The sequence below is a fragment of the Luteimonas pelagia genome (assembly GCF_054776035.1).
Genome location: NZ_BAAHCG010000002.1, coordinates 129,469 through 154,022, shown reverse-complemented (window position 1 = coordinate 154,022; position 24,554 = coordinate 129,469). Strand labels below are relative to the sequence as shown.

Below are 24,554 nucleotides of genomic sequence, written 5' to 3'. Positions count from 1 at the left end.
AGGCCGCGCCGCCTCGGCGGTCAGAGCATCCCGGTCTCGAGCCGCGCGGCCTCGGACATCATCGAGCGGTTCCACGGCGGATCGAAGACGAGTTCGACATCCGCCTCCGCCACGGTCGGGATCAGCTCCAGCTTGCTGCGGACGTCGTCGACCAGGATCTCGCCCATGCCGCAGCCGGGCGCGGTGAGCGTCATCCGGACTTCCACCATCCGCGCACCGTCGCGCGCCGCGTCCGGCTTCACCGTCGCCTCGTAGACGAGCCCCAGGTCGACGATGTTGATCGGGATCTCCGGGTCGAAGCAGGTGCGCAACTGCGACCAGACCAGTCGCTCGATCTCCGCGTCGCCCGCGCCCTCCGGCAGTTCGATCGGGGCCGGCGGCTCCTTGCCGATCGCGTCCCCGTCGCGGCCGGCCACGCGGAACAGGTTGCCCTCCACGAACACCGTCCAGCTGCCGCCCAGCGCCTGGGTGATGTAGCCGATGCTGCCCGCGGGCAGGGTCACGGCGTCGCCCTGCGGCACCAGGACGACGTCGCAATCGCGCTCGAAGCGCACCGGTTCGCTGCTGCGGGAATACATGGGGGACGTGCGCGTTTCGACGGGAGCGGGACGCATTGTAACGGGGCGTCCGTCCCCGCCCCGCGAGCCGGCGGCGGCGACGCACTATGCTGTGCGGCCCTTCGAGCCCACCCCCCCGGATGACCACTCCGCTCCCCCATCGCCCCCAGGGCCGGTTCGCCCTGCCGCTGCTGGCCCTGGGCGTGGCCGGCTTCGCGGCCGGATGGATCGCACTCGGCGCGCTCACGGGCCGGATGTGCGGCTGGATGGCGGTCCTGGCCGCGCTCGACGCGGCGCTGCTGCTGCGCCTGGGCGGGATGGCGCCCGGCTGGCGCCGGGCCGCCTGGGGCACGGGCGCGACCGTGCTGATGATCCTGCTGGCGAACTGGGGCATCGTCGCCACGCAGGTCGGCGTGCCGCTGGGCCTCGATCCGATCACCTCCGCGGCCAAGCTCGGCCCCTCGCTGGCCTGGCTGATGGCGCGGCTGGGCAACAGCGCGCTGGACGCGGGGTGGCTCCTGGCGGGCGTGGCGATCGCGGCGATCGCGTCGCGCTGACGGACATGCCGCCGCGGCTCAGTGGCCGCCGTCGAGCGCCTTGAGCTCCGACACCAGCGCCCCGGCCATCTCCGCGCCGTCGCCGTAGAGCATGCGGGTGTTGTCGGCGTAGAACAGCGCGTTCTCGATGCCGGCGAAACCGGTGCCCCGGCCGCGCTTGATCACCACCACGTTGCGCGCGTCCACCACGTCCAGGATCGGCATCCCATGGATGGGCGAGGACGGATCGGTCTTCGCCACCGGGTTCACGACGTCGTTGGCGCCGATCACCAGCGCCACGTCGGTGGTGGCGAACTCGGGGTTGATGTCGTCCATGTCCGCGATGAGGTCGTAGGGCACGCCGGCCTCGGCGAGCAGCACGTTCATGTGCCCGGGCATGCGCCCGGCGACGGGATGGATCGCGAACTTCACCTTGACCCCGCGCTCGGCCAGCTTCTGCGCGAGCTCCCAGATCTTGTGCTGCGCCTGGGCGACGGCCATGCCGTAGCCGGGCACGACGACCACGCGTTCGGCATAGGCCATCATCGCCGCGACGTCGCCGGCCTCGATCGGCTTCTGGCTGCCCTCGATGGCCTGCCCCTGCCCGCCCCCGCCGAAACTGCCGAACAGCACGTTGCGGATCGGCCGGTTCATCGCCCGCGCCATCAGCCGCGTCAGCAGCAGGCCGGCCGCGCCGACCATGGTGCCGGCGATCACCAGCGCCTCGTTGCCGAGCACGTAGCCCTCGAACGCGACGGCCAGGCCGGTCATCGCGTTGTAGAGCGAGATCACCACCGGCATGTCCGCGCCGCCGATGGGCAGCGTCATCAGCACCCCCAGCGCGAGCGCGGCGACCAGGAACCCGACGATCCACGGCATGCCGAGCGACTGCAGCGCGAACGCGCCGAGGGCGAGCGTGGCGAGGAACACCAGCGCGTTGAACACCTGCTGCCCGGGGAACGCGTAACGCTTGTCCATGCGCCCGTCGAGCTTCGCCCACGCGATGACCGAGCCGGAGAGGGAGACGGCACCGATCAGCGCGCCGAGCGCCGCCAGCACCAGCACCACGCGCGACGGCGCGGCCCCGGCGGCGGAGAAGCGCAGCAGTTCGACCGCACCGATCGCTGCCGCGGAACCACCGCCCATGCCGTTGTACAGCGCGACCATCTGCGGCATGTCGGTGATCGGCACGCGCTTGCCGGACACCCACGCGAGGACCGTGCCGGTCACCAGCGCGATCGCGATCAGGCCGAGATTGTGCAGCCCAGGCAGCGCGAACGTCGCGGCGGTGGCCAGCAGCATGCCCAGGCCGGCCCACTGGATGCCGCTGCGCGCCGTGCGCGGCGAGGCCATGCGCTGCAGGCCGAGCAGGAACAGCGTGGCGGCGACGAAATAGGCGGTGGCGACGAGCCAGGGCAGCCAGCCCCACGCCCCGCCGCTCATCGCGTCGCCCCCGGCCTGTTGGACTTGAACATCTCCAGCATCCGCTCGGTGACGACGTAGCCGCCCGCGGCGTTGCCCGCGCCCAGCAGCACCGCCACGAATCCGATCGCCTTCTCCAGCGTGGTGTCCGCGTGGCCGAGCACGACCATCGCGCCGACAAGCACGATGCCGTGGATGAAGTTGCTGCCCGACATCAATGGCGTGTGCAGGATCACCGGCACGCGCGAGATGATCACGTGGCCCGCGATCGCGGCCAGCATGAAGATGTAGAGCATCAGCAGCGTTCCGTCGGTCATGCGCCACCTCCTTCCGCGTCGCGCGGGGGCCAGGCCGTCGCGGCGACCAGGTCGTCGTTCCAGTCCACGTCGAGTCCGTCCGCGCCGAGCATCGGCAGGACGAAGTTCATCAGGTTGCGCGCGAACATCTCGCTGGCGTGCACCGCGCCCATCGACGCGAGGTCGCGCGGGCCGGCGACGGTGACGCCGTGCACCACGACCGTCTCGCCCGCGCGCGTGCTCTCGCAGTTGCCGCCGGATTCCGCAGCCAGGTCGACGACCACGCTGCCGGACCGCATGCCCGCCACCATCGCGTCGCTCACGATGCGGGGCGCCGGCCGGCCGGGCACGGCGGCGGTGGTGACCACCACGTCGACCGACTTCAGGTGCTCGGCGAGCGCGCGCTGCTGCGCGGCGCGCTCATCGTCGGTGAGCTGCCGCGCGTAGCCGCCCTCGCCCGCCGCGCTGACGCCCAGGTCGAGGAAGCGCGCGCCGAGCGACTCGATCTGCTCGCGCGTCTCCGGGCGCACGTCGAAGCCCTCGACCTGCGCGCCCAGGCGCCGCGCGGTCGCGATCGCCTGCAGGCCCGCCACGCCCGCGCCGACGACCAGGACCTTCGACGGGCGGATCGTGCCGGCGGCGGTCGTCAGCATGGGGAAGAAGCGCGGCGCCAGCGTGGCCGCGAGCAGCATCGCCTTGTAGCCGGCCATGCCCGCCTGCGAGCTCAGCACGTCCATCGCCTGCGCGCGCGTGGTGCGCGGCAGGCGCTGCAGCGGGAACACGGTCATCCCGCGCGCGCGGACCACCCCGGCGACATCGTGCGAGTCCCCGGGGTCGAACTGCCCGACGACGAGCGCGCCTTCGGCGGCACGCGCAAGGGCGTCGGCCGGCGGTGCATGGATGCAGAGCACGAGGCCCGCGCCTTCGAACGCGGTGGCGGCGTCCGGCACCAGTTCCGCGCCGGCCGCGGCGAGCGCGTCGTCGTCGATCGCCGCGCCTCGGCCCGCGCCTTCTTCGATGGCGATCCGCGCGCCTGCGGCGACCAGCTTCCGGCAGGTTTCCGGGGTGATGGGAATGCGGCGCTCGCCCGGCCGGCGCTCGCGCGCCACGCCGATCCGGACACCACCGGTGTTCGCTTCGTCCGCCATGCCGTTCCCCTCGCCGCCCGCCGCATCCTAGCCGAACGCGCGCGGGGGATGGGACGCGGGGTCAGTCCTGGCCCACCGCCCGGTCGAGGCGCGCGTGCACCGCCCGCATGGCCTCGTCGAACGGCGCGGCTTCCGCGTCGACGACGAGGCGGCCGGCCGCGGACAGCTCCGCGAGCTGCTCGGCCGATGCCACCAGCACGCGCACGCCCCGGCGGTTGACCAGCAGGAAGCGCGCGGTGAGCGGACTGATCCAGGCGATCTTGGCCGAGCTGGCTTCGCCCTGGGCATCGTGCAGCCGCACCCAGTCGCCGGGCACGAGCCGGCGCATGCGCTCGGCCACCGCGGGATCGTAATCCAGCGTGTCGGTGCCACCGGCGAGCGCCAGGTGGCCGGCATCCGGCTCGTCCTCGGCGATCTGCGGCCGCGGATTGTCGTGCCGGATGCGTTCCGCGTCCGGGTCGGCGAGCACGCGCACCAGGCCGGCGAACAGGTCGTGCGCGGCCTGTTCGTCCAGGCCCGAGCTGGCCAGGCAGTCCGCGAACGCGGGCTGCAATGCGATCAGGTGGTCAGCGACCGCGGCGCCGGGCGCCTGCGCCGCCGCGCGGTCGACGTCGACCAGCGCGTCTCCCAGTGCGAGTGCCTCGCCGTGGCGTTCGGAACCCAGGCCGTCGCGCAGCAGCACCTGCACCACGTGGTGCTGCCAGTGCTGCACGAGGAACTCGCCGACCGCGGCGGTCAGTGGCGCCGCACCCAGGCGGCGTCCCAGCGCCGTGGCCGCCTGCAGGCGCGCCTGCAGCAGTCGCTCGCGGCCGTGCACGGCCTCCGACGCACGGCGCTCCACGGCCTGCGCGCGGGCGCGGTGCTGGTCCAGCAGCGCATCGAGCTCGGCGTGCGCCAGCTGGAAGATCTCGAGGTCTTCCTGGTAGTCGGCGACGATCCGCTGCGAGGCCGCCGCCGCGCGCTCGAGCAGCTCGCGGTCGAGCGCGTTGATGCCGTCGTTCCCTTCGCAGGCCTCGGTGATCGCGTCCAGCAGCTGCCGCGCGGGGTGGTTCCGGCGCAGGAAGAGATCGTCGTCCTTCAGCGCGACCTTCAGGTAGGGCATGACCAGCCGCGCGTACAGCCGTCGCGACCGGTCGAGCAGCGCATGCGTCCTGAACAGCGACTCGAAGAGCATCGCGACCAGGTCGATCGCGTCTTCTTCGTTCTCGTCCAGCCGGGTGTGGTCCGGATCGATGCCGAGCCGGCGCGCGCCATCGGACAGCTGGTCGCGGATGACCTGCGCGAGCTGCCCGCCGCCCGCCAGGGCGCGCACGTAGGGCTCGGGTGGATCCGCCTGCAGCAGCGAGGCGACGCTCGCGACCTCGGCGGCGCCCAGCGCGCGGCGCTCGGGCATGCGCCGCGCCGGCGCGGCGTCGGCATCGGTCTGGCAGCCATCGAGCACGCCGTTGCGCCACGCGTGGAGCCGCTCGCGCAGTTCGCCGAGCGACCTTCGCGCGCCGGCATCGGGGGTGCCGTCGGCCACCATGCGCGAAGGGCCGGGCAGCACGGTGCGTTCGGCGGGCTGCTCGGTCCCGGTCGCGCGGGTGCCCGCGGCATAGCCGGCGGACGACAGCAGCGTGTTGACGCGCCCGTACAGGTCGCCGAGCACCACCGACAGCGCGTGCTCGTACTGGCGGAACAGCAGCGGGCGCAGAGACTCGGGCAGCTCGGCGTCGCGGAACGTGTTGATGAACACGCCCGCCAGGCGTGCGGCGCCGATCGGGTTCGAGGACGGCGGCTGGTCGAGCGCGCGCGACAGGCATTCCATGCGCGCGTCGAGCATCTTCAACGGCTGCTCGTAGCGCTTGCCGATCGATTCGGCGAGGCGCTGGCCGGCGAGGTGGTAGTCGAGCTGCCTGTCCTCGACCAGGCCGAGGGGCAGGCCGTCGGCGCGCGCGGACAGGGGCAGCGCGCGGAACTGGTCGAAGCCCTGCGCGACCAGCTGGCGGTAGCGCATGACGTACGCCGAGCCGCGCTGGCGCAGTTGGAGCAGTGCGGCGAGTTCGAGTTGCCGGCCACCGGCCTGGTCGTTGCGCGCCATCGCGTGCAACGCTTCCTCGATCGGCTGGAACAGCGCGCCGGGCACGGAGCCGAGCTGCTCGACCGCGAGCCGCTTGAGCTCGCCGAGCACCTGCACGGGATCCTGTTGCTTCACATGGAGTGTGTCGAGCACGTGGCCTGGCATGGGCGACCTCGATCGCGGCGCGTCCTGGCGACCATCCGCGGCGGGAACTGACAGGACTTGGAGGATAGTGGCAACTTTGGTCATGCAATGGGCGGTTATGCTCTTTTGTGACCGGATTCGCAGTCCGGGCGCGCAGGGGCGGCAGGATCGACCGCCCCCCACCCTCCACCGGAAGCCCCGCCTTGCCGCACCCCGACCCCGCCGCCAGCCTCCGGGCCCGACGTTCCACCCCAGCGCGCCAGCTGGGCGAGCCGGGACCCGACCATGCCACCCTCCTCTCGATGCTCGCCGCGGCGGTCCGGGTACCCGACCACGGCAGGCGCGTGCCCTTCCGTTTCATCCGCATCGCGGGCGATGCGCGGCATGCGCTCGGCGCGCGTGTCGCGGCGCGCAGCCTGGCGCGTGATCCCGCGGCCTCTGATGCGGTGCTGGAGAAGGCCCGTTCGCGGTTCTCCCATGCACCGCTCGTGCTGGTGGTGGTCGCCGCGACGGGGCCCGACGAGAAGATCCCGTGGACCGAGCGCTTCTCCACCGCGTCGTGCGTGTGCTTCGCCCTGCTCCAGGCCGCGCAGTCGTTCGGCTTCGGCGCGCAGTGGCTGACCGGCTGGGCGGCGTACGACGACGACATCCGCGCCACCCTGGGGATCGGGCCCGCCGAGCGGATCACCGGGTTCATCCATCTCGGCACCCCGTGCGTGGACGCGCCCGAGCGCGACCGGCCGGACCCGGCCACGCTGCTGTCCGACTGGACGGGGGCACGGGAATGAGCGCGGCGATGGCGCCCCCCGTCTACCTCGTCGACGCGAGCCTCTACGTCTTCCGGGCCTGGCACTCGCTGCCGGCCGACCGCTTCGTGGACGCGGACGGATGGCCGGCCAACGCGGTGCACGGCTTCGCCCGTTTCCTGCTCGAACTCATCGAGCAGGCGCGCCCCCGGCACGTGGCCATCGCATTCGACGAGGCCCTCGATTCGTGTTTCCGCAACAGGCTGTATCCGGCCTACAAGGCCAACCGGGAGAGTGCGCCCGAGGAACTGCGCCGCCAGTTCGCGCAGTGCCGGGCGCTGTGCAGGGCGCTGGGGCTGGCCGTGCTCGCCGATCGCGAGTACGAGGCGGACGACCTGATCGGCAGCGCGGTGCTGGCCGCGCGCCGCGCCGGGCGAAGCGCGGTCATCGTGTCGGCCGACAAGGACCTGTCCCAGTTGCTGGCCACGGGCGACGTCCAGTGGGATTTCGCGCGCGGGCAGAGATGGGACGCGGACGGCGTCCGGGGGCGGATGGGCGTGCGCGCCGACCAGGTCGCCGACTACCTCGCCCTGACGGGCGACGCGATCGACAACATCCCCGGCGTGCCGGGCATCGGCCCGAAGACGGCGGCCACGCTGCTGGCGCATTTCGGCACGCTCGACGCGCTGCTCGCGCGCATCGAGGAGGTGCCGTTCCTCCGGTTCCGCGGCGCTGCCCAGGCGGCGGCGCGACTGCGCATGCACGCCGAACAGGCGCGCCTGTGCCGCCGCCTGACCACCATCGCCTGCGATGCGCCGCTGGGCCCGTGGTCGGACGGCGCCTTCGCGCGCGGCGAATGCACCCACCCGCCGATGGCCGCGGTCTGCGACCACCTCCGCTTCGGGCCGATGACGCGCCGTCGCCTGCACGAGGCCGCGGGGCTGGCGTTCCAGCCCGCGTGACGCCGCGCGCGCCGCATCGACGCGGCGCGCGCTAGCATCGCGGCATGCACGACGACGCCCGCGACGACGGCCCGGCCGAGACCCTGTACGAAGGCAAGTGGCTGCGGCTGCGCCGCCGCGGCCGATGGGAGTACGCCGAGCGCACGCATGCGGACGGCATGGCGGTGATCATCCTGGCGATGACCCCGGCCGGCGAAGTCCTGTTCGTGGAGCAGGAACGCGTGCCCGTCGGCGCGCGCACCATCGAGATGCCCGCGGGCCTGGTCGGCGACCAGCCCGGCGAGGACAGCCTCGAGGCCGCCGCGCGCCGCGAGCTCGAGGAGGAAACGGGCTGGCGCCCGCGCGAGGTCGACGTCCTGCTGGTTGGCCCGACGTCCTCGGGCATGAGCAACGAGCGCGTCGCCTTCGTCCGCGCGCGCCACCTCGAGAAGGTCGGACCGGGCGGCGGCGATGCCTCCGAGGACATCACCGTGCACGCGGTGCCGCTCGCCCGCGCCCCGGCCTGGCTGATGGCGCGCCATGCCGAGGGCTATGCGCTGGACCTGAAGCTCTGGGCAGGCCTGTGGATGCTCGAGCGCGCGCCCGACGGCACGCCCCTGGCCGACTGATCAGCCGGCGAACGCGTCCGTCGCCCGGACCAGCGCGTCGACGTTCTCCGCCTCGAACGCGGAATGCCCCGAGGTCGGCGTGATGAGCAACTGCGCCTTGGGCCAGGCCTTGTGCAGGTCCCAGGCGTTGCGCAGCGGGCAGACCACGTCGTAGCGCCCATGCACGATCACGCCCGGGATGTCGGCGATCCGGTCCGCGTCGCGCAACAGCTGGTCCTCGACCTCGAAGAAGCCGCCGTTGACGAAGTAGTGGTTCTCGATGCGCGCGAAGGCCAGCGCGAAGCGCGCGTCGGCATGGCTGGTCGCGAAATCGTCGTCGATGCGCAGGAAGCTGGTCGCGCCCTCCCAGACGCTCCAGGCGCGCGCCGCGTCGAGCTGCGCGGCCTCGTCCCCGCCGGTGAGGCGGCGGTGGAAGGCGGAGATCAGGTCATGACGCTCGACTTCCGGGATGGGCGCGACGTAGCGCTCCCAGGCGTCCGGGAACAGGTTCGACGCGCCTTCCTGGTAGAACCATTCCAGCTCCCACCGGCGAAGCATGAAGATGCCGCGCAGGACGAGTTCGGTCACCCGCTTCGGGTGGGACTGCGCATAGGCCAGCGCGAGCGTCGACCCCCAACTGCCGCCGAATACCTGCCAGCGCTCGATGCCGAGGTGCACCCGCAGCTTCTCGATGTCCTCGACCAGATGCCAGGTCGTGTTGTCGACGAGGTCCGCGTGCGGCGTCGAGCGCCCCGCCCCGCGCTGGTCGAACAAGATGATCCGGTAGCGCTCGGGGTCGTGGAACCGGCGCATCTTGTCGCTGCAGCCGCCGCCCGGTCCGCCGTGCAGCAGCACGACCGGCTTGCCCTCGTGGTTGCCGCACTGCTCGTAATGGAGCTTGTGCCGCGAATCGACCTCGAGGACGCCGCTGTCGTACGGCTCGATCTCCGGGTAGAGCTTGCGCATGGGCGGTCCTTCGTTCGGAGCGGCCGCCCAGTCTAGCGGCCGTCAGCCCGGCATGCGGCCGAGCGTCACGCGGTCGCGCCCTTCCAGATCGCGGGCCGTGTCGACCTCGACGATGCCGCGCGCTTCCATCAACCGGCGGACCGCACCGCCCTGGTCGAAGCCGTGCTCGAGCAGGAGCCAGCCGCCTGCGACGAGGTGCGCGGGGGCGCCGTCGACGATCTCGCGGATGGCGTCGAGCCCATCCGCGCCCGACGCCAGTGCATCGCGTGGCTCGAACCGCAGGTCGCCGCGGTCGAGGTGGGGGTCGCCCTCGGGGATGTACGGCGGATTGCTCGCCACCAGCTCGAACCGGCGCGCGCCCAGCGGCCGCCACCAGTCGCCCTGCAGGAACGCGACGCGCGATGCGTCGAGCCCGAGCGCGGTGGCATTGCGCGCCGCGACCGCCAGCGCCGCCGCGCTCGCGTCGGTCGCGACCACGCGCGCCCGCGGCCGCTCGTGCGCGATGGCCAACGCGATCGCGCCGCTGCCGGTCCCCAGGTCGGCGACGTCGACCAGCCGGTCGGCGGGCAGCCGTTCGAGCGCCAGTTCGACGAGCCGTTCGGTCTCCGGCCGTGGCACGAGCGTCGCCGGCCCGACCGCCAGGTCCATCGACCAGAACCCGCGCCGGCCGGTCAGGTATGCGACCGGCTCGCCCGCGCGGCGGCGGCCCGCCAGCGCCTCGATGCGCGCCAGTTCACCGGACTCCAGGACCGCGTCGCCATGCGCGAACAGCCAGCCACGGTCGCGCCCGAGGGCATGCGCGAGCAGGCACTCGGCGTCCCCGGATTCGGGCAGTTCGGCGCGGAGGCGCCGCAGGACGTCGTCGAGACAGGGGTTCATCACTCGGGGGCGGGCAAGTCAGTCGGCGGCAGCAACGGATTTGAAGCAGGTCGATAGATGCCATCTATTCAATTAATGGAACCTATCGATTTGATCCAATCGATTCGTTTCCCTACCCTATGCGGACTTTCTTGGCCCGCCGGCGACGGCGGGCTTTCTTCACGCAACCCCACAGGAGTGCGCACCCCCATGATCAATTCCAGGATCAAGCCCTTCAAGGCCCAGGCGTTCCAGGCCGGCAAGTTCCGCGAGGTGTCCGAGGCCGACCTGCTCGGCAAGTGGTCCGTCGTCTTCTTCTACCCGGCCGACTTCACCTTCGTCTGCCCGACCGAGCTCGAGGACCTGGCCGACAAGCAGGACGAACTGCAGAAGATGGGCGTGGAGATCTACAGCGTCTCGACCGACACCCACTTCTCGCACAAGGCGTGGCACGACAGCTCGGAGTCGATCGGCAAGATCCGCTACACGATGATCGGCGACCCGACGGGCCTGGTGACCAACAACTTCGGCGTGATGCGCGAAGGCCAGGGCCTGGCCGACCGCGCCACCTTCGTGATCGATCCCGAGGGCGTGATCCAGGCGGTGGAGATCACCGCCGAGGGCATCGGCCGCGACGCCGACGACCTCGTCCGCAAGATCAAGGCCGCCCAGCACGTCGCCGCGAACCCGGGCGAGGTCTGCCCGGCGAAGTGGAAGGAAGGCGAGAAGACGCTGAAGCCGTCGCTCGACCTGGTCGGCAAGATCTGACCCCGACGCCGCGCGCGGAGCGATCCGCGCGCGGCACGGCGGTCTCCCCGGAGGCCGCTTGCACCAGCGGCCCGGGCCGCGTGCCGGCTTCCCGTCCCCCCACGGGCTCCACCGGCTCCCTCCCCCCGGTCCGGGCCGCTCCTGCAAGCGACTTCATCCCGCGATCCCCGCCCTTTCCCCCCGGAGGCATCGATGCCAGAGACGGAAATCCTCGACACGGAAACCAGGGCGCAGCTGCAGGCGTACCTGGAGAAGGTCGTCCAGCCGATCGAACTGGTCGCCTCGCTCGACGACGGCGACAAGTCGCGCGAACTCGACGCGCTGCTGCAGGCGATCGCCGGCATGTCCGCGCACATCGCGTACCGCCGGGACGACGACGCGGACGCGCGCAAGCCGTCGTTCGCCATCGTGCGCGAGGGCACCGACATCGACGTGCGGTTCGCCGGCATTCCCCTCGGCCACGAGTTCACCTCGCTGGTGCTGGCGCTGCTGTGGGTCGGCGGCCATCCCCCGAAGATCGACGACGCGCTGGCCGCGCAGGTGCGCGCCATCGAGGGCACGTTCCGTTTCGAGACCTTCATGTCGCTGTCGTGCCAGAGCTGCCCGGACACCATCCAGGCGCTCAACCTGATGGGCGTGCTGAACCCGAACATCCGCCACGTGGCCATCGACGGCGCGCTGTTCCGCGACGAGGTCGAGGCGCGCGAGGTGATGTCGGTGCCCACCGTGCTGCTGGACGGCAAGGCGTTCGGCACGGGGCGCATGACCGTCGAGGAGATCCTGTCGCGGATCGACACCGGGGCCGCGACGCGCCAGGCCGAGGCACTCGCCGGCAAGGCGCCGTTCGACGTGCTCGTCGTCGGCGGCGGGCCGGCCGGCGCATCGGCGGCCATCTACGCGGCGCGCAAGGGCATCCGCACGGGCGTGGTCGCCGAACGCTTCGGCGGGCAGGTGCTGGACACCATGGGCATCGAGAACTTCGCCTCGGTGCCGTACACCGAGGGCCCGAAGCTCGCCGCGCAGCTCGAAAGCCACGTGCGTGACCACGACGTGGACGTGATGCAACTGCAGCGCGCGTCGAAGCTCCTGCCCGCCGGGCGCGACGGCTTCGTGTCGATCGAGCTCGAGGGTGGCGCGACGCTGAGGGCGCGCTCGATCGTGCTCGCGACCGGCGCCCGCTGGCGCGAACTGGGCGTGCCCGGCGAGGCCGATTACCGGAATCGCGGCGTGGCCTATTGCCCGCACTGCGACGGCCCGCTCTTCAAGGGCAAGCGCGTGGCGGTGATCGGCGGCGGCAACTCCGGCGTCGAGGCGGCGATCGACCTGGCCGGCATCGTCGCGCACGTGACCCTGGTCGAATTCGACGACGCGCTGCGCGCGGACGAGGTCCTGCAGCGGAAGTTGCGCAGCCTGCCGAACGTGGAGGTGGTCACCGGCGGCCAGACCACGGAAGTCCTCGGCAACGGGCAGAAGGTGGAAGGCATCCGCGTCCGCGACCGCAAGGGCGGCGGCGAGCGGACGATCGCGCTGGAAGGCGTGTTCGTGCAGATCGGCCTGCTGCCGAACACGGAGTGGCTGCGCGGCGCGATCGACCTCTCGCCGCGCGGCGAGATCGTCATCGACGACCGCGGCGCGACCTCGATGCCGGGCGTGTTCGCCGCCGGCGATGCGACCACGGTGCCGTACAAGCAGATCGTGATCGCGATGGGCGCCGGCTCGACCGCGGCCCTGTCGGCCTTCGACCACCTCATCCGGACATCGGCACCCGCCGAGGCCGCGGTCGCCGAGGCCGCCTGACACCCCGCCACGCGAGGGCAACCACATGAACCTGCGCGACCTCCGCTACCTCGTCGCCCTGGCGGACCACCGTCACTTCGGTCGCGCGGCGGAGGCGTGCTTCGTCAGCCAGCCGACGCTCTCCACCCAGATCCGCAAGCTGGAGGAGGAGCTGGGCGTGACGCTGGTGGAACGCGCGCCGCGCAAGGTCATGCTCACGCCCGCCGGCCGCGACATCGCCGAACGCGCGCGGCGGATCGTCGCCGACGTCGAGCAGATGAAGGAGGCCGCGCGCCGCAGCCAGGACCCCGAGGCCGGCACCGTGCGCCTCGGCATCTTCCCCACGCTCGGGCCCTACCTGCTGCCGCACGTGGTCCAGCGCATCCGAGCGCGTTTCCCGCGCCTGGAACTGCTGCTCGTCGAGGAGAAGAGCCCGGAGATCCTCGCGCGCCTGCGCTCGGGCAGGCTCGACGCCGGCCTGCTCGCGCTGCCGCTGCACGACGACCAGCTGCACGCCGAGTTCCTGTTCGAGGAGCCGTTCATGCTCGCGGTGCCGCGCGGCCATGCGCTCGCCGACCGCGCGCACCTGCGGATGCAGGACCTGCGCGACGAGCGCCTGCTGCTGCTCGAGGACGGGCACTGCCTGCGCGACCAGGCCCTCGACGTGTGCGAACTCGCCGGCGCCACCGAGAACGCCGGCTTCCAGGCGACCAGCCTGGAGACCCTCCGCCAGATGGTCGCCGCCGACGTGGGCGTCACCCTGCTGCCCGCGCTCGCGGTGCGGCCGCCGGTGCCGACCTCCCCGGCCATCCGCCTGCTCGAATTCGAGGGGCGCACGCCCAGCCGGCGCATCGCCATGGTCTGGCGCCGCAGTTCCGCGATGGCGGGTTTCCTGGAGCAGCTCGCGGGCGTCTTCCGCGAACTGCCGCCCGAGCTGCTCGCCGTGCCCGGCCATCCGGTTGGCGCCGCGGCGTCGGATCGCGCCGCCGGCTAGGCGCCCGTGCCCACGGGGCACGACACCCCGGTGCCGCCCAGTCCGCAGTACCCGCCCGGGTGCTTCGCCAGGTACTGCTGGTGTGCGTCCTCCGCGTAGAAGAAGGGCGGCGCGGGATGGACGATCTCCGTGGTGATCGCGCCGAGCCCCGCGGCCGACAGGCGCGCGGCATAGCGGTCGCGGCTGGCGGACGCCCCCGCCTGATGGGCCGGCGTCGCGCAATGGATCACCGAGCGGTACTGCGTGCCGACGTCGTTCCCCTGCCGCATGCCCTGGGTCGGGTCGTGCCCCTCCCAGAACCGCGCCAGCAGGGTCTCGTAGCCGACGGCGCCGGGATCGAACACGACCAGCACGACCTCGGCATGTCCGGTCAAGCCCGAGCACACCTCGTGGTACGTCGGGTTCGGCGTCGCGCCGCCTGCATAGCCCACCGCCGTCGTGTGCACGCCGGGAATCGACCAGAACAGGCGCTCGGCGCCCCAGAAGCATCCCATCCCGAACACGGCGCGCGCCAGTCCCTCGAAGTCGCCCCGCAACGGCCGGCCGTGCACGAAATGCCGGTTCTCCAGCGGCACGGCATCGTGACGCCCGGGGAGCGCGTCGCCGGCGCGCGGCATGCGCTGCCCGTGCGCGCCGATGGACAGCAGTCGGTCCAGCATCGAGGCCATGGGGTCCACCCGTCGGGATTGCGCCGCCCGGCGCGGCGGCTCAATAGAACACGGCGGGCGCGACGCTGACGCGATTGCGACCGGCGCGCTTGGCCGCGTACAGGGCCTTGTCGGCGCGCTGCACCGTCGCGGCGGGCGCGTCCTCCCGGTCCAGGCGGGTCGCCACGCCGATGCTGGCCGTGAGCGGGATCCGGCGGCCCTCGCATTCGACCTCCTCGCGCTCGACCGCGCCGCGGATGCGCTCCCCCAGCTGCCTGGCCGCGTCGCCGCTGCGACCCGGCAGCACGACGATGAACTCCTCGCCGCCATAGCGGCCCAGGAGGTCACCGGGCTCGAGCTCGCGGCGCAGCGCTTCGGCCACGTGCCGCAGGCAGGTGTCCCCGCAGGCGTGGCCGAACGTGTCGTTGACCGACTTGAAGTGGTCGATGTCGACGAACAGCACCGCCAGCGCCTGGCCGTGGCGGTGCGCCTCGGTGAAGCTGCGCGCCAGCCACAGGTCGATCGTCCGGCGGTTGAGCGCGCCCGTGAGCGCGTCGAGTTCGGCCGAGCGCCGCAGGTTGAGCGCGGTGGCGGCTTCGTCCGCGTGCTGGATGGTCAGTCGGCCCAGTTCGCTGGCCAGCAGCAGTTCGTCGTGCGTGAACGGGTCGTCGCCGCGCCGTTCCAGCAGCAGCACGCCCCAGCCCGGCGCGCGGATCGGCAACGGGACCACCGCGTGGACGTGGCGTGGCGCCGCGCCCGCCCCGCCGCCCGGGGCGCCCTCGCCCGCCGCGGCCGGCCAGGTCCCCGCGGCCGGGTCAGCGTCGTCGAGCGGCAACTGCAGCGGCGCCCGGGTACGCGCCAGGCCCTTCATCATCCCGATCCGGTTCGACAGCAGCGCCGCGAACCGGTCCTTGCTCTTGAGCGGCTCGGCCAGCAGCAGGTCGAAACCGTGGTAGCCGTAGGCGATCAGCGACCCGGCCTCGAGCCGCAGCGTCGGGAGCAACTGGTCGAACAACGCGCGGAACGCCGCCCATTCCATGTCGCCCGGCGGGAGCTCGCGGAGCTTGTCGCGCAGCGTCTGGATGAGGTCCGCCCGCGCCGACTCGCGCTCCAGGCGGCGCTCGGTGTCGTCGCGCGCAAGGCGGTCGCGTTCGCCCGCGGCGCGGAACTCGGTGATCCGCCCGATGAGGCCGATGGCCAGGGTCACCGCGGTGGCGACGAACCCGACCTGGTAGGCATGCCGCACCCAGAACCCGCCGGGCAGCCAGCCGCGCAGCATCGCCTCGTGAGCCAGGCCCGCGCCCGTCAGCAGCAGGAGCACGACGAACAGCGGCAAGGCCATCCACGTGCCGCGCCGCACCGCGACGCCCACCGCGCCCAGGCAGGCCAACGCCGCAGCGATCCAGCCGATCCCCGCCAACGCCTTCGCCGCGTCGCCCCATCCGGGCGGCCGCAGCAGGCACAGCGCGGCGAACCCGAGCAGCACGGGGGCGAGGAAGAACAGGACGCGATCGAGCCGCGGCGCGTGGCGGGCGGATTGGGTGTACAGCTGGACCAGCCAGACGCCCGCCGCGGCCGTGGCGAGGATCAGTGCCCAGATCCCGAACGCATCCCAGAACGCGTAGCCGCGCAGCCACGGGATCGCGTAGAGATGGCCGTTCACCGCGGACAGCAGCAGCATGCCGCCAAGCAGGAACACGACAAGCGCGAGATAGGCCCGGTCGCCCGTCGCCATCGACAGCGACGCGGCGATGAGCACCAGCAGGCCGAGGCAGGCATACATCGCCCCGTAGACCGCGATCGCCCGGTGCTCGAGCATCATCGCGGCCTCGGCCGTCACCAGCACCGGACGGATCACGTAGGGCCCGATCGACTCGACCTCGAGCTGCACGCTGCGCTCGCCCTGCCAGTCGTGCGGCAGGGGGAAGTCGAAACTGCTCGGCAATGCCCCCTCCGCCTCGCCGGGTGCGAAGAACCGCAGCGTTCCCCCCGGCCATCCGGCCGACCAGGCCTGGATGCGCGTCAGGCTGTCGCGGTCGATCCGGAGGACCCACTGTTCGCCCGGACCCGCGGCCGCGGGCACGGTGAAGCCGAGCGTGGCGCGCGAAACGCCCTGGCCTTCGATCCGGAGCGCGCCACTGGAGGGGTCCGCCTCGACGTGCGTCGAACCGGCCGCGGCCTCGACGTGCACCGCGCGGTCGTCCGCCATGGGGAGGTCCCACGCGCGCGCCGGCAGCGCCTGCAGCGCGACCACGGCGACCGCGAGGAAGGCGGCGAGCCCCGGGCGCCGGCGCCGGATCGCCGCCTCAGGCGGGGACGGGCGCACCGTCGCTCCCCTGCAGGGGATCCCGTCCGGCCGACGCGCCGAGGTCGAGCGCCTCCACGACGGCGCGCGCCTCCGGCCAGGCCGCCGCCGGCACGAGCACGGCGACCAGGCCGCCCGCCGGCAGCTCGCCGATCCCGCCGACCAGCGCTTCCCCGCGCACGTGGGCCGGGATGCCGGCCGCCTCCAGCGCGTGCCTCACCAGGTGCGCATCGACCAGATGCGCGGCCTCGTACACCACCTGCATGCAACCCCCTGTCGTTGCGTGCGGTTCCGCCGGCAGCATACGACACGGTCGGTGCGTCTCGTCGGGCGGAACCTGCCGTCCAGCGGCTAAACTGCGATCCACGCCGCCTTTACCGCGCCCCGCATGCCCCCCGCCCACGAAATGCCGGCCGACGACGCCACGGTCGACGGTCGCCACCGCAACGACTTCATCCGCCAGATCGTCCGCGACGACCTCGCCTCGGGCCGCCACGGGGCGGTGAAGACGCGCTTCCCGCCCGAGCCCAACGGCTACCTGCACATTGGCCACGCCAAGGCCATCTGCCTGGACTTCGGCATCGCCCGCGAGTTCGGCGGGGTGTGCAACCTGCGCCTGGACGACACCAACCCGGCGAAGGAGGACCCCGAGTACGTGCGCGCGATCCTGGAGGACGTGCGCTGGCTCGGGTTCGAGTGGCACGACCTCCGCCACGCATCGGATTATTTCGAGGTGTTCTACCTGGCAGCGGAAAAGCTCGTCCGCCAGGGCGACGCGTTCGTCTGCGACCTGACCGCCGACCAGGTGCGCGAATACCGCGGCACGCTGACCGAGCCGGGCCGCCCCTCGCCCTGGCGCGACCGCGGGGTGGAGGAGAACCTCGACCTGCTGCGCCGCATGCGCGCGGGCGAGTTCGCCGACGGCAGCCGCACGCTGCGGGCGAAGATCGACATGGCCAGCGGCAACATCAACCTGCGCGACCCGGCCCTGTACCGGGTCAAGAAGGTGCCGCACCAGAACACCGGCGACGCCTGGCCGATCTATCCGATGTACGACTTCGCGCATTCGCTGTCCGACGCGATCGAGGGCATCACGCACTCGCTGTGCACGCTGGAGTTCGAGGACCACCGGCCGCTGTACGACTGGTGCGTGGACCGCGTCGACCTCGCCGGCACGCCGGACCTGCTGGCGCCACTGGCCGCCCGGGGCCTTCCGTTCGAAGCCGCGAAGCCGCGCCAGATCGAGTTCTCGCGCGCGAACCTCACCTACACGGTGATGAGCAAGCGCAAGCTCATGCAGCTCGTGCAGGCCGGCCTGGTCGAGGGCTGGGACGATCCGCGCATGCCGACCCTGCAGGGCATCCGCCGCCGCGGCTACACGCCCGCGGCGCTGCGCCTGTTCGCCGAGCGCCTCGGCGTCAGCAAGCAGAACTCGCTCATCGACTTCGCCGTGCTCGAGGGCTGCCTGCGCGAGACGCTGGACGACGCCGCGCCCCGGCGCATGGCGGTGCTCGAGCCGCTGCGCGTGGTGATCACCAACCTGCCTGACGACCATGCCGAGACGCTCGCCTTCCCGAACCACCCCAAGGTCGAGGCGATGGGCACGCGCGGGGTGTCGTTCTCGAACGCGCTGTGGATCGAGCGCGGCGACTTCGCCGAGGATCCCCCGAAGGGCTGGAAGCGGCTGGTGCCCGGCGGCGAGGTCCGCCTGCGTGGCGCCGGCATCTTCCGTTGCGACGAGGTGGTGAGGGATGCCGACGGCCGCCCGGTCGAGCTGCGCGGCACGCTGGACCCGGAATCCCGCCCCGGGATGGAGGGCGCGAACCGGAAGGTCAAGGGCACGATCCACTGGGTCGACGCCCGCACGGCGGTGCCCGCGGAAGTGCGCCTGTACGACCGGCTGTTCTCGGTGCCCGACCCGGACGACGCGCCCGCCGGCGGCAGCTTCGTCGACAACCTCAACCCGGACTCGCGCCAGGTCGTGCGCGCCTACGTCGAAGCCGCGGCCGCCGACGCGGCGCCCGAGGCGTCGTTCCAGTTCGAACGCACCGGCTATTTCGTCGCCGACCGGAAAGAACACGCGCCGGATGCCCCTGTCTTCAACCGCAGCGTCGGGCTGCGGGATACCTGGACGACGCGCTGAGACCGGTGAGGAGGGACACATGATGTTCAAGCGGACCCGAGCCGGGCGCACAGGCGCCCTCTTGTTCCTGGCGGCCGCGCTCGCGGCCGGCGCGGTGGGCTGTGCGGAGGGCGGTCCGGGTCCGGACGACCGCGCGACCGTCGCAACACAGGACGCCCCGCCCCCCGCCACCGCGGGCGACGCCTCCCCGGCGCCGGACACACCGCCCCCGTCGGACGCCCCTGCGCGCCCGCCCGCGGACCTCGTGCCGCCACGGATGTCCGATCCGCTGCCGCCCAGGCGCGTGCCCGGGCCGGTGGCGCTCGACCGCAGTTGCCGCACGGACGCCGATTGCACGATCAAGGACGTCGGCAACTGCTGCGGTGCCTATCCGTCGTGCGTGAACGTCGACAGCCCCACCGACCCCGACGCGGTCCAGGCCCAGTGCGCGGCCGAGGGCATGGCGTCGGTCTGCGGCTTCCCCGCGGTCACCGGCTGCAGTTGCGTCGAAGGCCAGTGCCGGGACATCACCGCGTCGGTGCCCGCGGCCGAATGACGCGCGCCCCCGCCCAGGTCCTGCTGTCGCTGCCGGCGTGGAGCCTCGAGGTCGCCCGGCCCGGCACCCGCATCCCCGGCGACGCGGCCAAGGTCGCCTTCGCGATCGAACTCTCGCGCCGCAACATCGAGGCCCGGACGGGCGGTCCCTTCGGCGCCGCCGTGTTCGGGCCGGACGACGGGCTCGTCGCGGTGGGCGTCAACCGCGTGCTGCCGGCGTCGTGCTCGGTCGCGCACGCGGAGACGATGGCCTTCATGCTCGCCCAGCAGGCCACCGGGCGCTCGCGCCTGAACCGCGACGACGCGACCGGCGCCCACCTCGGCGCGTATGTGCTCGCGACCTCGGCCCAGCCCTGCTGCCAGTGCTACGGGGCCTGCTTCTGGGCGGGCATCGACCGGCTGCTGGTGGGCGCGCGCAGCGAGGACGTCATGGCGCTGACCGAATTCGACGAGGGCCCCCTGCCCGCGGACTGGGCGGGCGAACTCGAGCGCCGGGGCATCGCGCTGGTGCGCGACCTCCACCGCGGACAGGCCCGCGAGGTCCTGCAGGCGTACGGCCGGGCCGGCGGCACCTTCTACTGACGTGGCGCCGGCACTGCTCTTCTATTGCCGCGCCGGGTTCGAGCCGGACCTGGCCGCCGAGCTGGTGGAGCGTTCGGCCGCCGCCGGCGAGCCGGGCCATGCACGGGCCGAACGCGGCAGCGGCCACGTGCTGTTCTCGCCTGCGGATCCGTCGCGGACCGATGCGCTCGACCGCGCCCTGCCCTTCGCCTCGCTCGTGTTCGCGCGGCAGAAGTTGCGCGTCGTCGCCGAGCTGCGCGAGCTGCCGCCACGCGACCGGATCTCCCCGCTGCTGGCCGCCCTCGAGGCCGCGCCAGGACTGCCGGACCGCTTCGGCCAGCTCTGGACCGAACACCCGGACGCCGACCAGGCGCGACCGCTCGCCGGACTGGCGCGGAGCTTCGGGAACGCGTTCCGCCCGGCGCTCCGCCGCGCCGGCCACCTTGCCGCCCGGGACGAGCCGCGGGCCCCGCGCCTGCATGCCTGCTTCCTGGCCGGGGACCACGTCCTGCTCGCGACGTCCCGGCCCGACGACGGCGCACCGTGGTTGATGGGGATCCCGCGCCTGCGACTGCATGCCGACGCGCCGTCGCGCTCGGCGCTCAAGCTGGAAGAGGCGCTGCTCGTGCTGCTGGACGACCGCGCGCGGGCCAGCCTCGCGCCGGGCATGCATGCCGCCGACCTGGGCGCGGCCCCCGGCGGCTGGACGTGGGTGCTCGTGCGCCACCACCTCCGCGTCGCCGCGATCGACAACGGGCCCATGCAGCCGGCCCTGATGGACTCGGGGCTGGTCGAGCACCTGCGCGCGGACGGCTTCACCTGGCAGCCTCCGCGGCCGCTCGACTGGATGGTCTGCGACATGGTCGAGCAGCCCCGCCGCGTGGCCGCGCGCATGGCGGACTGGCTGCGGAACGGGTGGTGCCGGCGCACGGTGTTCAACCTGAAACTGCCCATGCGCAAGCGCTGGCAGGAGACCCGGGACTGCCTGGCGGCATTCCGGGACGCCGCCGGCGGGCCCGTGGACGTGCGCGCCCGGCAGCTCTATCACGACCGGGAAGAGGTCACGGTCTTCGCGCGGCCCGCCGGATGACCGTTCAGCCGGCGTTGGCCCGGTTGACAAGCGCTTTACCTGCCGCGCACTAGCGTCGTCGACCTTCCCCACGGAGGTCCCCGCATGAGCACCACCCCGCGCACCACGCTCGCGATCGCCCTGCTCGCCGCCCTCGGCATGTCGGGCGTTGCTTTCGCCCAGGTCGAGGCCCCGCGCCCGCCGGCCGAGGAGTCGGCCGAGGAAAGCCGCGACGACGCCGTCGAGGCCGCCGTCGAAGCCGAGGCCGAAGCCGAGGCCGCCGCCTCCGCCGCCAACGTCGCCGAGGCCGTCGCCGAGGGCATTCCCGCCCCGACGGTGGAAGGCGAGGTCGCCGCCGAGGCGAACGCCGACGTCGCCGCGCAGGCGTCCGTCGACGCCGTGCAGGCCGCCCAGGAGGCCCAGGACGCGTCCGATGCCGCCCGCTCCGCGCGCGCCGCCGCCGAGAGCGGTTCGGATCCGACCAAGGCCGCGCTGGAGGCCGAGCAGGCCGAACGCATGGCCGAGCAGGCCAGCGCCGAAGCGGCGTCCGCCGCGATGACCGCGGAGGCGGCCGCCGGCGCGGCGCTCGACGCCGTCTCCCCGCCGCCGGTGCCCGCGCCGGCACCCGCCGCCCCTGCCGCTGCCGTGGCCACGACCCAGGTCGTGACGGTCAATTCGATGCCCAACGACCCGATCAAGGCGCACTTCGGCAAGACCGACGCGGACGGGGACGGCATGGTCACGACCGCCGAGGCGGCCGCGGAAGCCGAGCTGACCACGCACTTCGCGCGCTTCGACGCCGACGCCAGCGGCTCGCTGACGATGGCGGAGTACAAGGAATACCGGGACTGGAAGTGACGCGCTGACGTCAGCCCGCACGGGGTCCGGACCTCGTCCGGCCCCGCCATGGATGGCACGGTCCAACGACCACGACGCCCGCCTTGCGCGGGCGTCGTGCCGTTCGCGCATCACGCCATGCGGGAGGGATCGCCCGCGGCCTCGCGCAGCAGCAGACGCGCGAGCGGTGGCACGCGCCCGGCCAGGCCGAGGATCGGGCCGCGCAAGGCGGTCGCGACCGGATGGGTGTTTCCGAAAGTCCGTTCGACCAGGTCGAAGGCGTGGGCGGCCGTCGCATTGGCACTGCGCCGCGCACGTGCCCACCGCGCCAGGTGCACCGGCCCGTCCCACGCCCGCCCGGCGGCTGCGGACGCGCGCATCGCGGCGACCAGCGACGACACGTCCCGCAGCCCGAGGTTCACGCCCTGCCCCGCGAGCGGATGCACGACGTGTGCCGCGTCGCCGACGACGAGCACCCGCCCGCGCGCCTGCGTCTCCGCCAACTGCCGGCGCAGCGGGAAGGCGACGCGGCGCGACACCGGGACCAGCGCATCGAGCGTCCGGTCGAACGCCCGCGAGACCGCGTCGCCGAACGCCGCGTCCTCGAGCGCGAGGACCCGCGTGGCCTCGGCATCGGGCAGCGTCCACACGATCGAGGCGGCATGGCCCGGCGCGACCCCGGGCAGGTCGCCGCAAGGCAGCAGGGCGAGCGGACCTGTGGGAAGGAAGCGCTGCCAGGCGGTCGCGGCCATCGGCGCACCCGTCGCGACGTACGCCACGACGCCGCGCTGCCCGTAATCCCGGCCCGACGTCGCGATGCCCGCCGACGCGCGCAGCGGGGACGCGGCGCCGTCGGCGGCGATCGCGATGCGCGCGGCGATCGTGGATCCGTCCTCGAGCGCGACGCGCACCCTCTCCGCCTCCTCGACGACGCCAGTCACCCGGGCGGGACAGCGCACCTGGACCCCCGCGGCATCCAGCGCCTGCCAGAGGCGGTCGACGAGCAGGCCGTGTTCGACGATCCAGCCCAGTTCCGGTCGCGCCAGGGCGTCGGACTCGAAGACCAGTGGGTGGCCGCCGGCCGCATCCCAGACGCGCATGGTGCGATACGGTCGGGCGCGCGCCGCACGCACAGGCCACCAGGCGCCCACCCGGTCGAACAGCGCGGCGCTGTCCGGGGCGATCGCGTAGACCCGCAGGTCCGGCCGGTCCGGGGACCAGGCGTCGGGTCGCGCGGCCTCGACCAGCGCGACCTCGCGCCCCTCGCGCGCGAGCGCGAGCGCGCACGCCGCGCCGACCACCCCGCCCCCGGCCACGACCACGTCGATCGCGTCGCGGGAACGCGTGCGCGGGCGTCCGGTCACGTGGCCTCCGGGCGGCACAGCGCGGGCACGTCGGCGCGATAGCCCATCGCCCCGCCGACCAGCCAGCCCTGCAGCGTCGGGGCGCGATCGGCCGCGACCAGGCCGGCGGACCGCAATGCGGAAGCCATCGGCACGGGGTTGGCCGTCAGCGTCGCCAGTCCGTGCGAAAACGCGATCGTGCGCGCGCGGTCCTCCGCGCGGCGGGCCGCATGCGCGGCGAGCAGATCCCGGCCCCCCGGATCCGCCGAGGCGTCCTCCTTCCTCGCCTGCCCGATCAGTTCGGCGAGGGTGAGCGCGTCGCGCAGGCCGAGGTTGAATCCCTGCGCGCCGATCGGATGCAGCGACTGGGCGGCGTTTCCCACCAGCACGGCGCGCTCGGCGGTCAGGCCGGCGGCCACCTGCCGCGTCGCGGGATACGCGCTGCGCGGGCCGCTTTCCAGGAATCGCCCCGCGCGCCAGCCGAACACCGACTGCAGTCGCGCCAGCCAGTCGACGTCGTCCATCGCCTGCACCCGCGGCGCGTCGTCGCGCGCGACCGAGTGGATCGCGCCGAAGTGGCCGTCGGCGCGGGGCAGCAGCGCGTGCGGCCCATGGGCGTCGAACCGCTCCCACGCCGTGCCGTCCGGCGGCCTGGCGCAGCGCACGCGCGAGACGAACAGCGTCTGTCCGTAGTCGTGCGCCACGGTCCGGATCCCGAGCGCGTCCCGCACGCTGCTGGCCGCGCCATCGGCGGCGACCACCAGCCGCGCGCCGAGCACGAGGTCCCCGCCGTCCGCCGACAGCCGGACGCGTCGCAGGCCGTCGTCCACGGCGTCCAGTCCCAGGAACCGGGCGGGGCGATAGCGCACGAGGCGCGTGCACGCCCGCAGCCGGGCCTCGAGCGCGTCGCCGAAGTCCCGGGCCACGACCACCTGCCCGAAGGCCTCGCGACCGTACGCGCGCGCATCCAGGCGCACGCGCCCGAAGTCGCCCCGGCGGCTGACATGGATCCGCCGGATCGGCGCGCCGGGCGTGCGCAGCCGCGCGAGCACGCCCAACGCACCCAGCGCGTGGACCGTCGCCTCCGCGAAGCTGAGGTTGCGCTGGTCGAAGACCGCCGGGAGCGTGCCGTCGGGCGTCGCTTCCACCAGCGCCGCGTCGATGCCGGCGCGATCCAGCGCGATCGCCAGGCTCGACCCGACCAGGCCGCCGCCGACGACCAGCACGTCGTGTATCCGCTGCATGCCGGGATGATACGCGGCGCGCCGTCCACCCGGCCCCGCGCGGGCGCCATCC

At 73.3% G+C, this 24,554-nt stretch carries 23 protein-coding genes and 1 pseudogene; 12 read left to right on the top strand and 12 right to left on the bottom strand.

Annotation, left to right across the window (positions count from 1 at the left end):
* Positions 1-20: 20 nt before the first annotated feature.
* Complete coding sequence (sufT, locus tag ACYU7H_RS05770; protein ID WP_460813211.1) at positions 21-578, bottom strand: putative Fe-S cluster assembly protein SufT; 558 nt, start codon at positions 576-578, stop codon at positions 21-23.
* Positions 579-697: 119 nt separating this feature from the next.
* Here sufT and ACYU7H_RS05765 point away from each other — a divergent pair, with 119 nt between their 5' ends.
* Positions 698-1,114 (top strand): hypothetical protein, encoded by a 417-nt coding sequence (locus ACYU7H_RS05765; RefSeq protein ID WP_460813210.1) that lies wholly within the window; start codon positions 698-700, stop codon positions 1,112-1,114.
* 18 nt (positions 1,115-1,132) lie between these two features.
* Here ACYU7H_RS05765 and ACYU7H_RS05760 read toward each other — a convergent pair whose 3' ends face one another.
* The 4 genes from ACYU7H_RS05760 to ACYU7H_RS05745 all read right to left on the bottom strand — a co-directional run bounded on the left by ACYU7H_RS05760 (position 1,133) and on the right by ACYU7H_RS05745 (position 6,183).
* Positions 1,133-2,536, bottom strand: coding sequence for an NAD(P)(+) transhydrogenase (Re/Si-specific) subunit beta (locus tag ACYU7H_RS05760; RefSeq protein WP_460813209.1), 1,404 nt, complete (start codon positions 2,534-2,536; stop codon positions 1,133-1,135).
* Positions 2,533-2,832, bottom strand: coding sequence for an NAD(P) transhydrogenase subunit alpha part 2 (locus ACYU7H_RS05755; protein WP_460813208.1), 300 nt, complete (start codon positions 2,830-2,832; stop codon positions 2,533-2,535). Before ACYU7H_RS05755 ends, ACYU7H_RS05760 begins: the two co-directional genes overlap by 4 nt.
* The gene (locus tag ACYU7H_RS05750) at positions 2,829-3,959 is read right to left on the bottom strand and encodes an NAD(P) transhydrogenase subunit alpha (RefSeq protein WP_460813207.1); all 1,131 of its coding nucleotides are present in this window, start codon (positions 3,957-3,959) and stop codon (positions 2,829-2,831) included. The genes ACYU7H_RS05755 and ACYU7H_RS05750 overlap by 4 nt, the downstream gene beginning before the upstream one ends.
* A gap of 61 nt (positions 3,960-4,020) precedes the next feature.
* The gene (locus tag ACYU7H_RS05745) at positions 4,021-6,183 is read right to left on the bottom strand and encodes a DUF1631 family protein (protein WP_460813206.1); all 2,163 of its coding nucleotides are present in this window, start codon (positions 6,181-6,183) and stop codon (positions 4,021-4,023) included.
* A 182-nt stretch (positions 6,184-6,365) separates the two neighbouring features.
* Here ACYU7H_RS05745 and ACYU7H_RS05740 point away from each other — a divergent pair, with 182 nt between their 5' ends.
* Genes ACYU7H_RS05740 through ACYU7H_RS05730 form a run of 3 tightly spaced genes read left to right on the top strand, consistent with a single transcriptional unit; the run spans position 6,366 to position 8,478 of the window.
* A complete protein-coding gene (locus ACYU7H_RS05740) occupies positions 6,366-6,950 on the top strand; it encodes a nitroreductase family protein (protein WP_460813205.1) in 585 nt (194 codons plus the stop codon).
* 8 nt (positions 6,951-6,958) lie between these two features.
* Complete coding sequence (locus ACYU7H_RS05735; protein WP_460813204.1) at positions 6,959-7,870, top strand: 5'-3' exonuclease; 912 nt, start codon at positions 6,959-6,961, stop codon at positions 7,868-7,870.
* 44 nt (positions 7,871-7,914) lie between these two features.
* The gene (locus ACYU7H_RS05730; protein ID WP_460813203.1) at positions 7,915-8,478 is read left to right on the top strand and encodes an NUDIX hydrolase; all 564 of its coding nucleotides are present in this window, start codon (positions 7,915-7,917) and stop codon (positions 8,476-8,478) included.
* Here the strand turns inward: ACYU7H_RS05730 and pip are convergent, their stop codons facing one another.
* Together pip and prmC are read right to left on the bottom strand one after the other, a co-directional pair.
* Positions 8,479-9,423 (bottom strand): prolyl aminopeptidase, encoded by a 945-nt coding sequence (gene pip / locus ACYU7H_RS05725; RefSeq protein ID WP_460813202.1) that lies wholly within the window; start codon positions 9,421-9,423, stop codon positions 8,479-8,481. It abuts the gene before it with no gap.
* Between the two features lie 42 nt (positions 9,424-9,465).
* Positions 9,466-10,302, bottom strand: coding sequence for a peptide chain release factor N(5)-glutamine methyltransferase (prmC, locus tag ACYU7H_RS05720; protein ID WP_460813201.1), 837 nt, complete (start codon positions 10,300-10,302; stop codon positions 9,466-9,468).
* 189 nt (positions 10,303-10,491) lie between these two features.
* Between prmC and ahpC the strand changes: the two genes are divergently transcribed.
* The 3 genes from ahpC (at position 10,492) to ACYU7H_RS05705 (ending at position 13,819) form a co-directional block, all read left to right on the top strand.
* On the top strand, positions 10,492-11,049 hold the full coding sequence (gene ahpC / locus ACYU7H_RS05715; RefSeq protein WP_460813200.1) for an alkyl hydroperoxide reductase subunit C: 558 nt from the start codon (positions 10,492-10,494) through the stop codon (positions 11,047-11,049).
* Between the two features lie 207 nt (positions 11,050-11,256).
* On the top strand, positions 11,257-12,846 hold the full coding sequence (ahpF, locus tag ACYU7H_RS05710) for an alkyl hydroperoxide reductase subunit F (RefSeq protein ID WP_460813956.1): 1,590 nt from the start codon (positions 11,257-11,259) through the stop codon (positions 12,844-12,846).
* Positions 12,847-12,871: 25 nt separating this feature from the next.
* Positions 12,872-13,819, top strand: coding sequence for a LysR substrate-binding domain-containing protein (locus ACYU7H_RS05705; protein ID WP_460813199.1), 948 nt, complete (start codon positions 12,872-12,874; stop codon positions 13,817-13,819).
* Here the strand turns inward: ACYU7H_RS05705 and msrA are convergent.
* From msrA to ACYU7H_RS05690, 3 genes are all read right to left on the bottom strand, one after another.
* Positions 13,816-14,466 carry a peptide-methionine (S)-S-oxide reductase MsrA gene (gene msrA / locus ACYU7H_RS05700; protein WP_460813955.1) on the bottom strand — a complete coding sequence of 217 codons (651 nt, stop codon included), beginning with the start codon at positions 14,464-14,466 and terminating at the stop codon, positions 13,816-13,818. The genes ACYU7H_RS05705 and msrA overlap by 4 nt on opposite strands.
* Positions 14,467-14,527: 61 nt before the next feature.
* Entirely contained in the window at positions 14,528-16,792 is a 2,265-nt protein-coding gene (locus ACYU7H_RS05695; RefSeq protein ID WP_460813198.1) for a sensor domain-containing diguanylate cyclase, read from the bottom strand.
* The gene (locus ACYU7H_RS05690; RefSeq protein ID WP_460813197.1) at positions 16,773-17,036 is read right to left on the bottom strand and encodes a putative signal transducing protein; all 264 of its coding nucleotides are present in this window, start codon (positions 17,034-17,036) and stop codon (positions 16,773-16,775) included. The genes ACYU7H_RS05695 and ACYU7H_RS05690 overlap by 20 nt, the downstream gene beginning before the upstream one ends.
* A 123-nt stretch (positions 17,037-17,159) precedes the next feature.
* On the opposite strand from ACYU7H_RS05690, the gene ACYU7H_RS05685 reads away from it, so the two are divergent.
* The 5 genes and pseudogenes from ACYU7H_RS05685 to ACYU7H_RS05665 all read left to right on the top strand — a co-directional run bounded on the left by ACYU7H_RS05685 (position 17,160) and on the right by ACYU7H_RS05665 (position 21,936).
* Positions 17,160-18,914: a glutamine--tRNA ligase/YqeY domain fusion protein gene (locus tag ACYU7H_RS05685; protein ID WP_460813196.1), complete on the top strand. Its 1,755-nt coding sequence runs from the start codon at positions 17,160-17,162 to the stop codon at positions 18,912-18,914.
* A 310-nt stretch (positions 18,915-19,224) separates the two neighbouring features.
* Positions 19,225-19,449, top strand: a pseudogene (locus ACYU7H_RS05680) (hypothetical protein); the annotation flags it as partial.
* The gene (locus ACYU7H_RS05675) at positions 19,446-20,030 is read left to right on the top strand and encodes a nucleoside deaminase (protein ID WP_460813195.1); all 585 of its coding nucleotides are present in this window, start codon (positions 19,446-19,448) and stop codon (positions 20,028-20,030) included. The pseudogene ACYU7H_RS05680 and the gene ACYU7H_RS05675, both read left to right, overlap by 4 nt.
* 1 nt (position 20,031) lies before the next feature.
* The gene (rlmM, locus tag ACYU7H_RS05670; RefSeq protein ID WP_460813194.1) at positions 20,032-21,099 is read left to right on the top strand and encodes a 23S rRNA (cytidine(2498)-2'-O)-methyltransferase RlmM; all 1,068 of its coding nucleotides are present in this window, start codon (positions 20,032-20,034) and stop codon (positions 21,097-21,099) included.
* 84 nt (positions 21,100-21,183) lie between these two features.
* Complete coding sequence (locus ACYU7H_RS05665) at positions 21,184-21,936, top strand: hypothetical protein (RefSeq protein WP_460813193.1); 753 nt, start codon at positions 21,184-21,186, stop codon at positions 21,934-21,936.
* Positions 21,937-22,046: 110 nt separating this feature from the next.
* Here the strand turns inward: ACYU7H_RS05665 and ACYU7H_RS05660 are convergent, their stop codons facing one another.
* The gene (locus tag ACYU7H_RS05660) at positions 22,047-23,279 is read right to left on the bottom strand and encodes an FAD-dependent oxidoreductase (RefSeq protein ID WP_460813192.1); all 1,233 of its coding nucleotides are present in this window, start codon (positions 23,277-23,279) and stop codon (positions 22,047-22,049) included.
* Entirely contained in the window at positions 23,276-24,502 is a 1,227-nt protein-coding gene (gene ubiH, locus ACYU7H_RS05655; protein ID WP_460813191.1) for a 2-octaprenyl-6-methoxyphenyl hydroxylase, read from the bottom strand. The genes ACYU7H_RS05660 and ubiH overlap by 4 nt, the downstream gene beginning before the upstream one ends.
* Between the last annotated feature and the right edge of the window lie 52 nt (positions 24,503-24,554).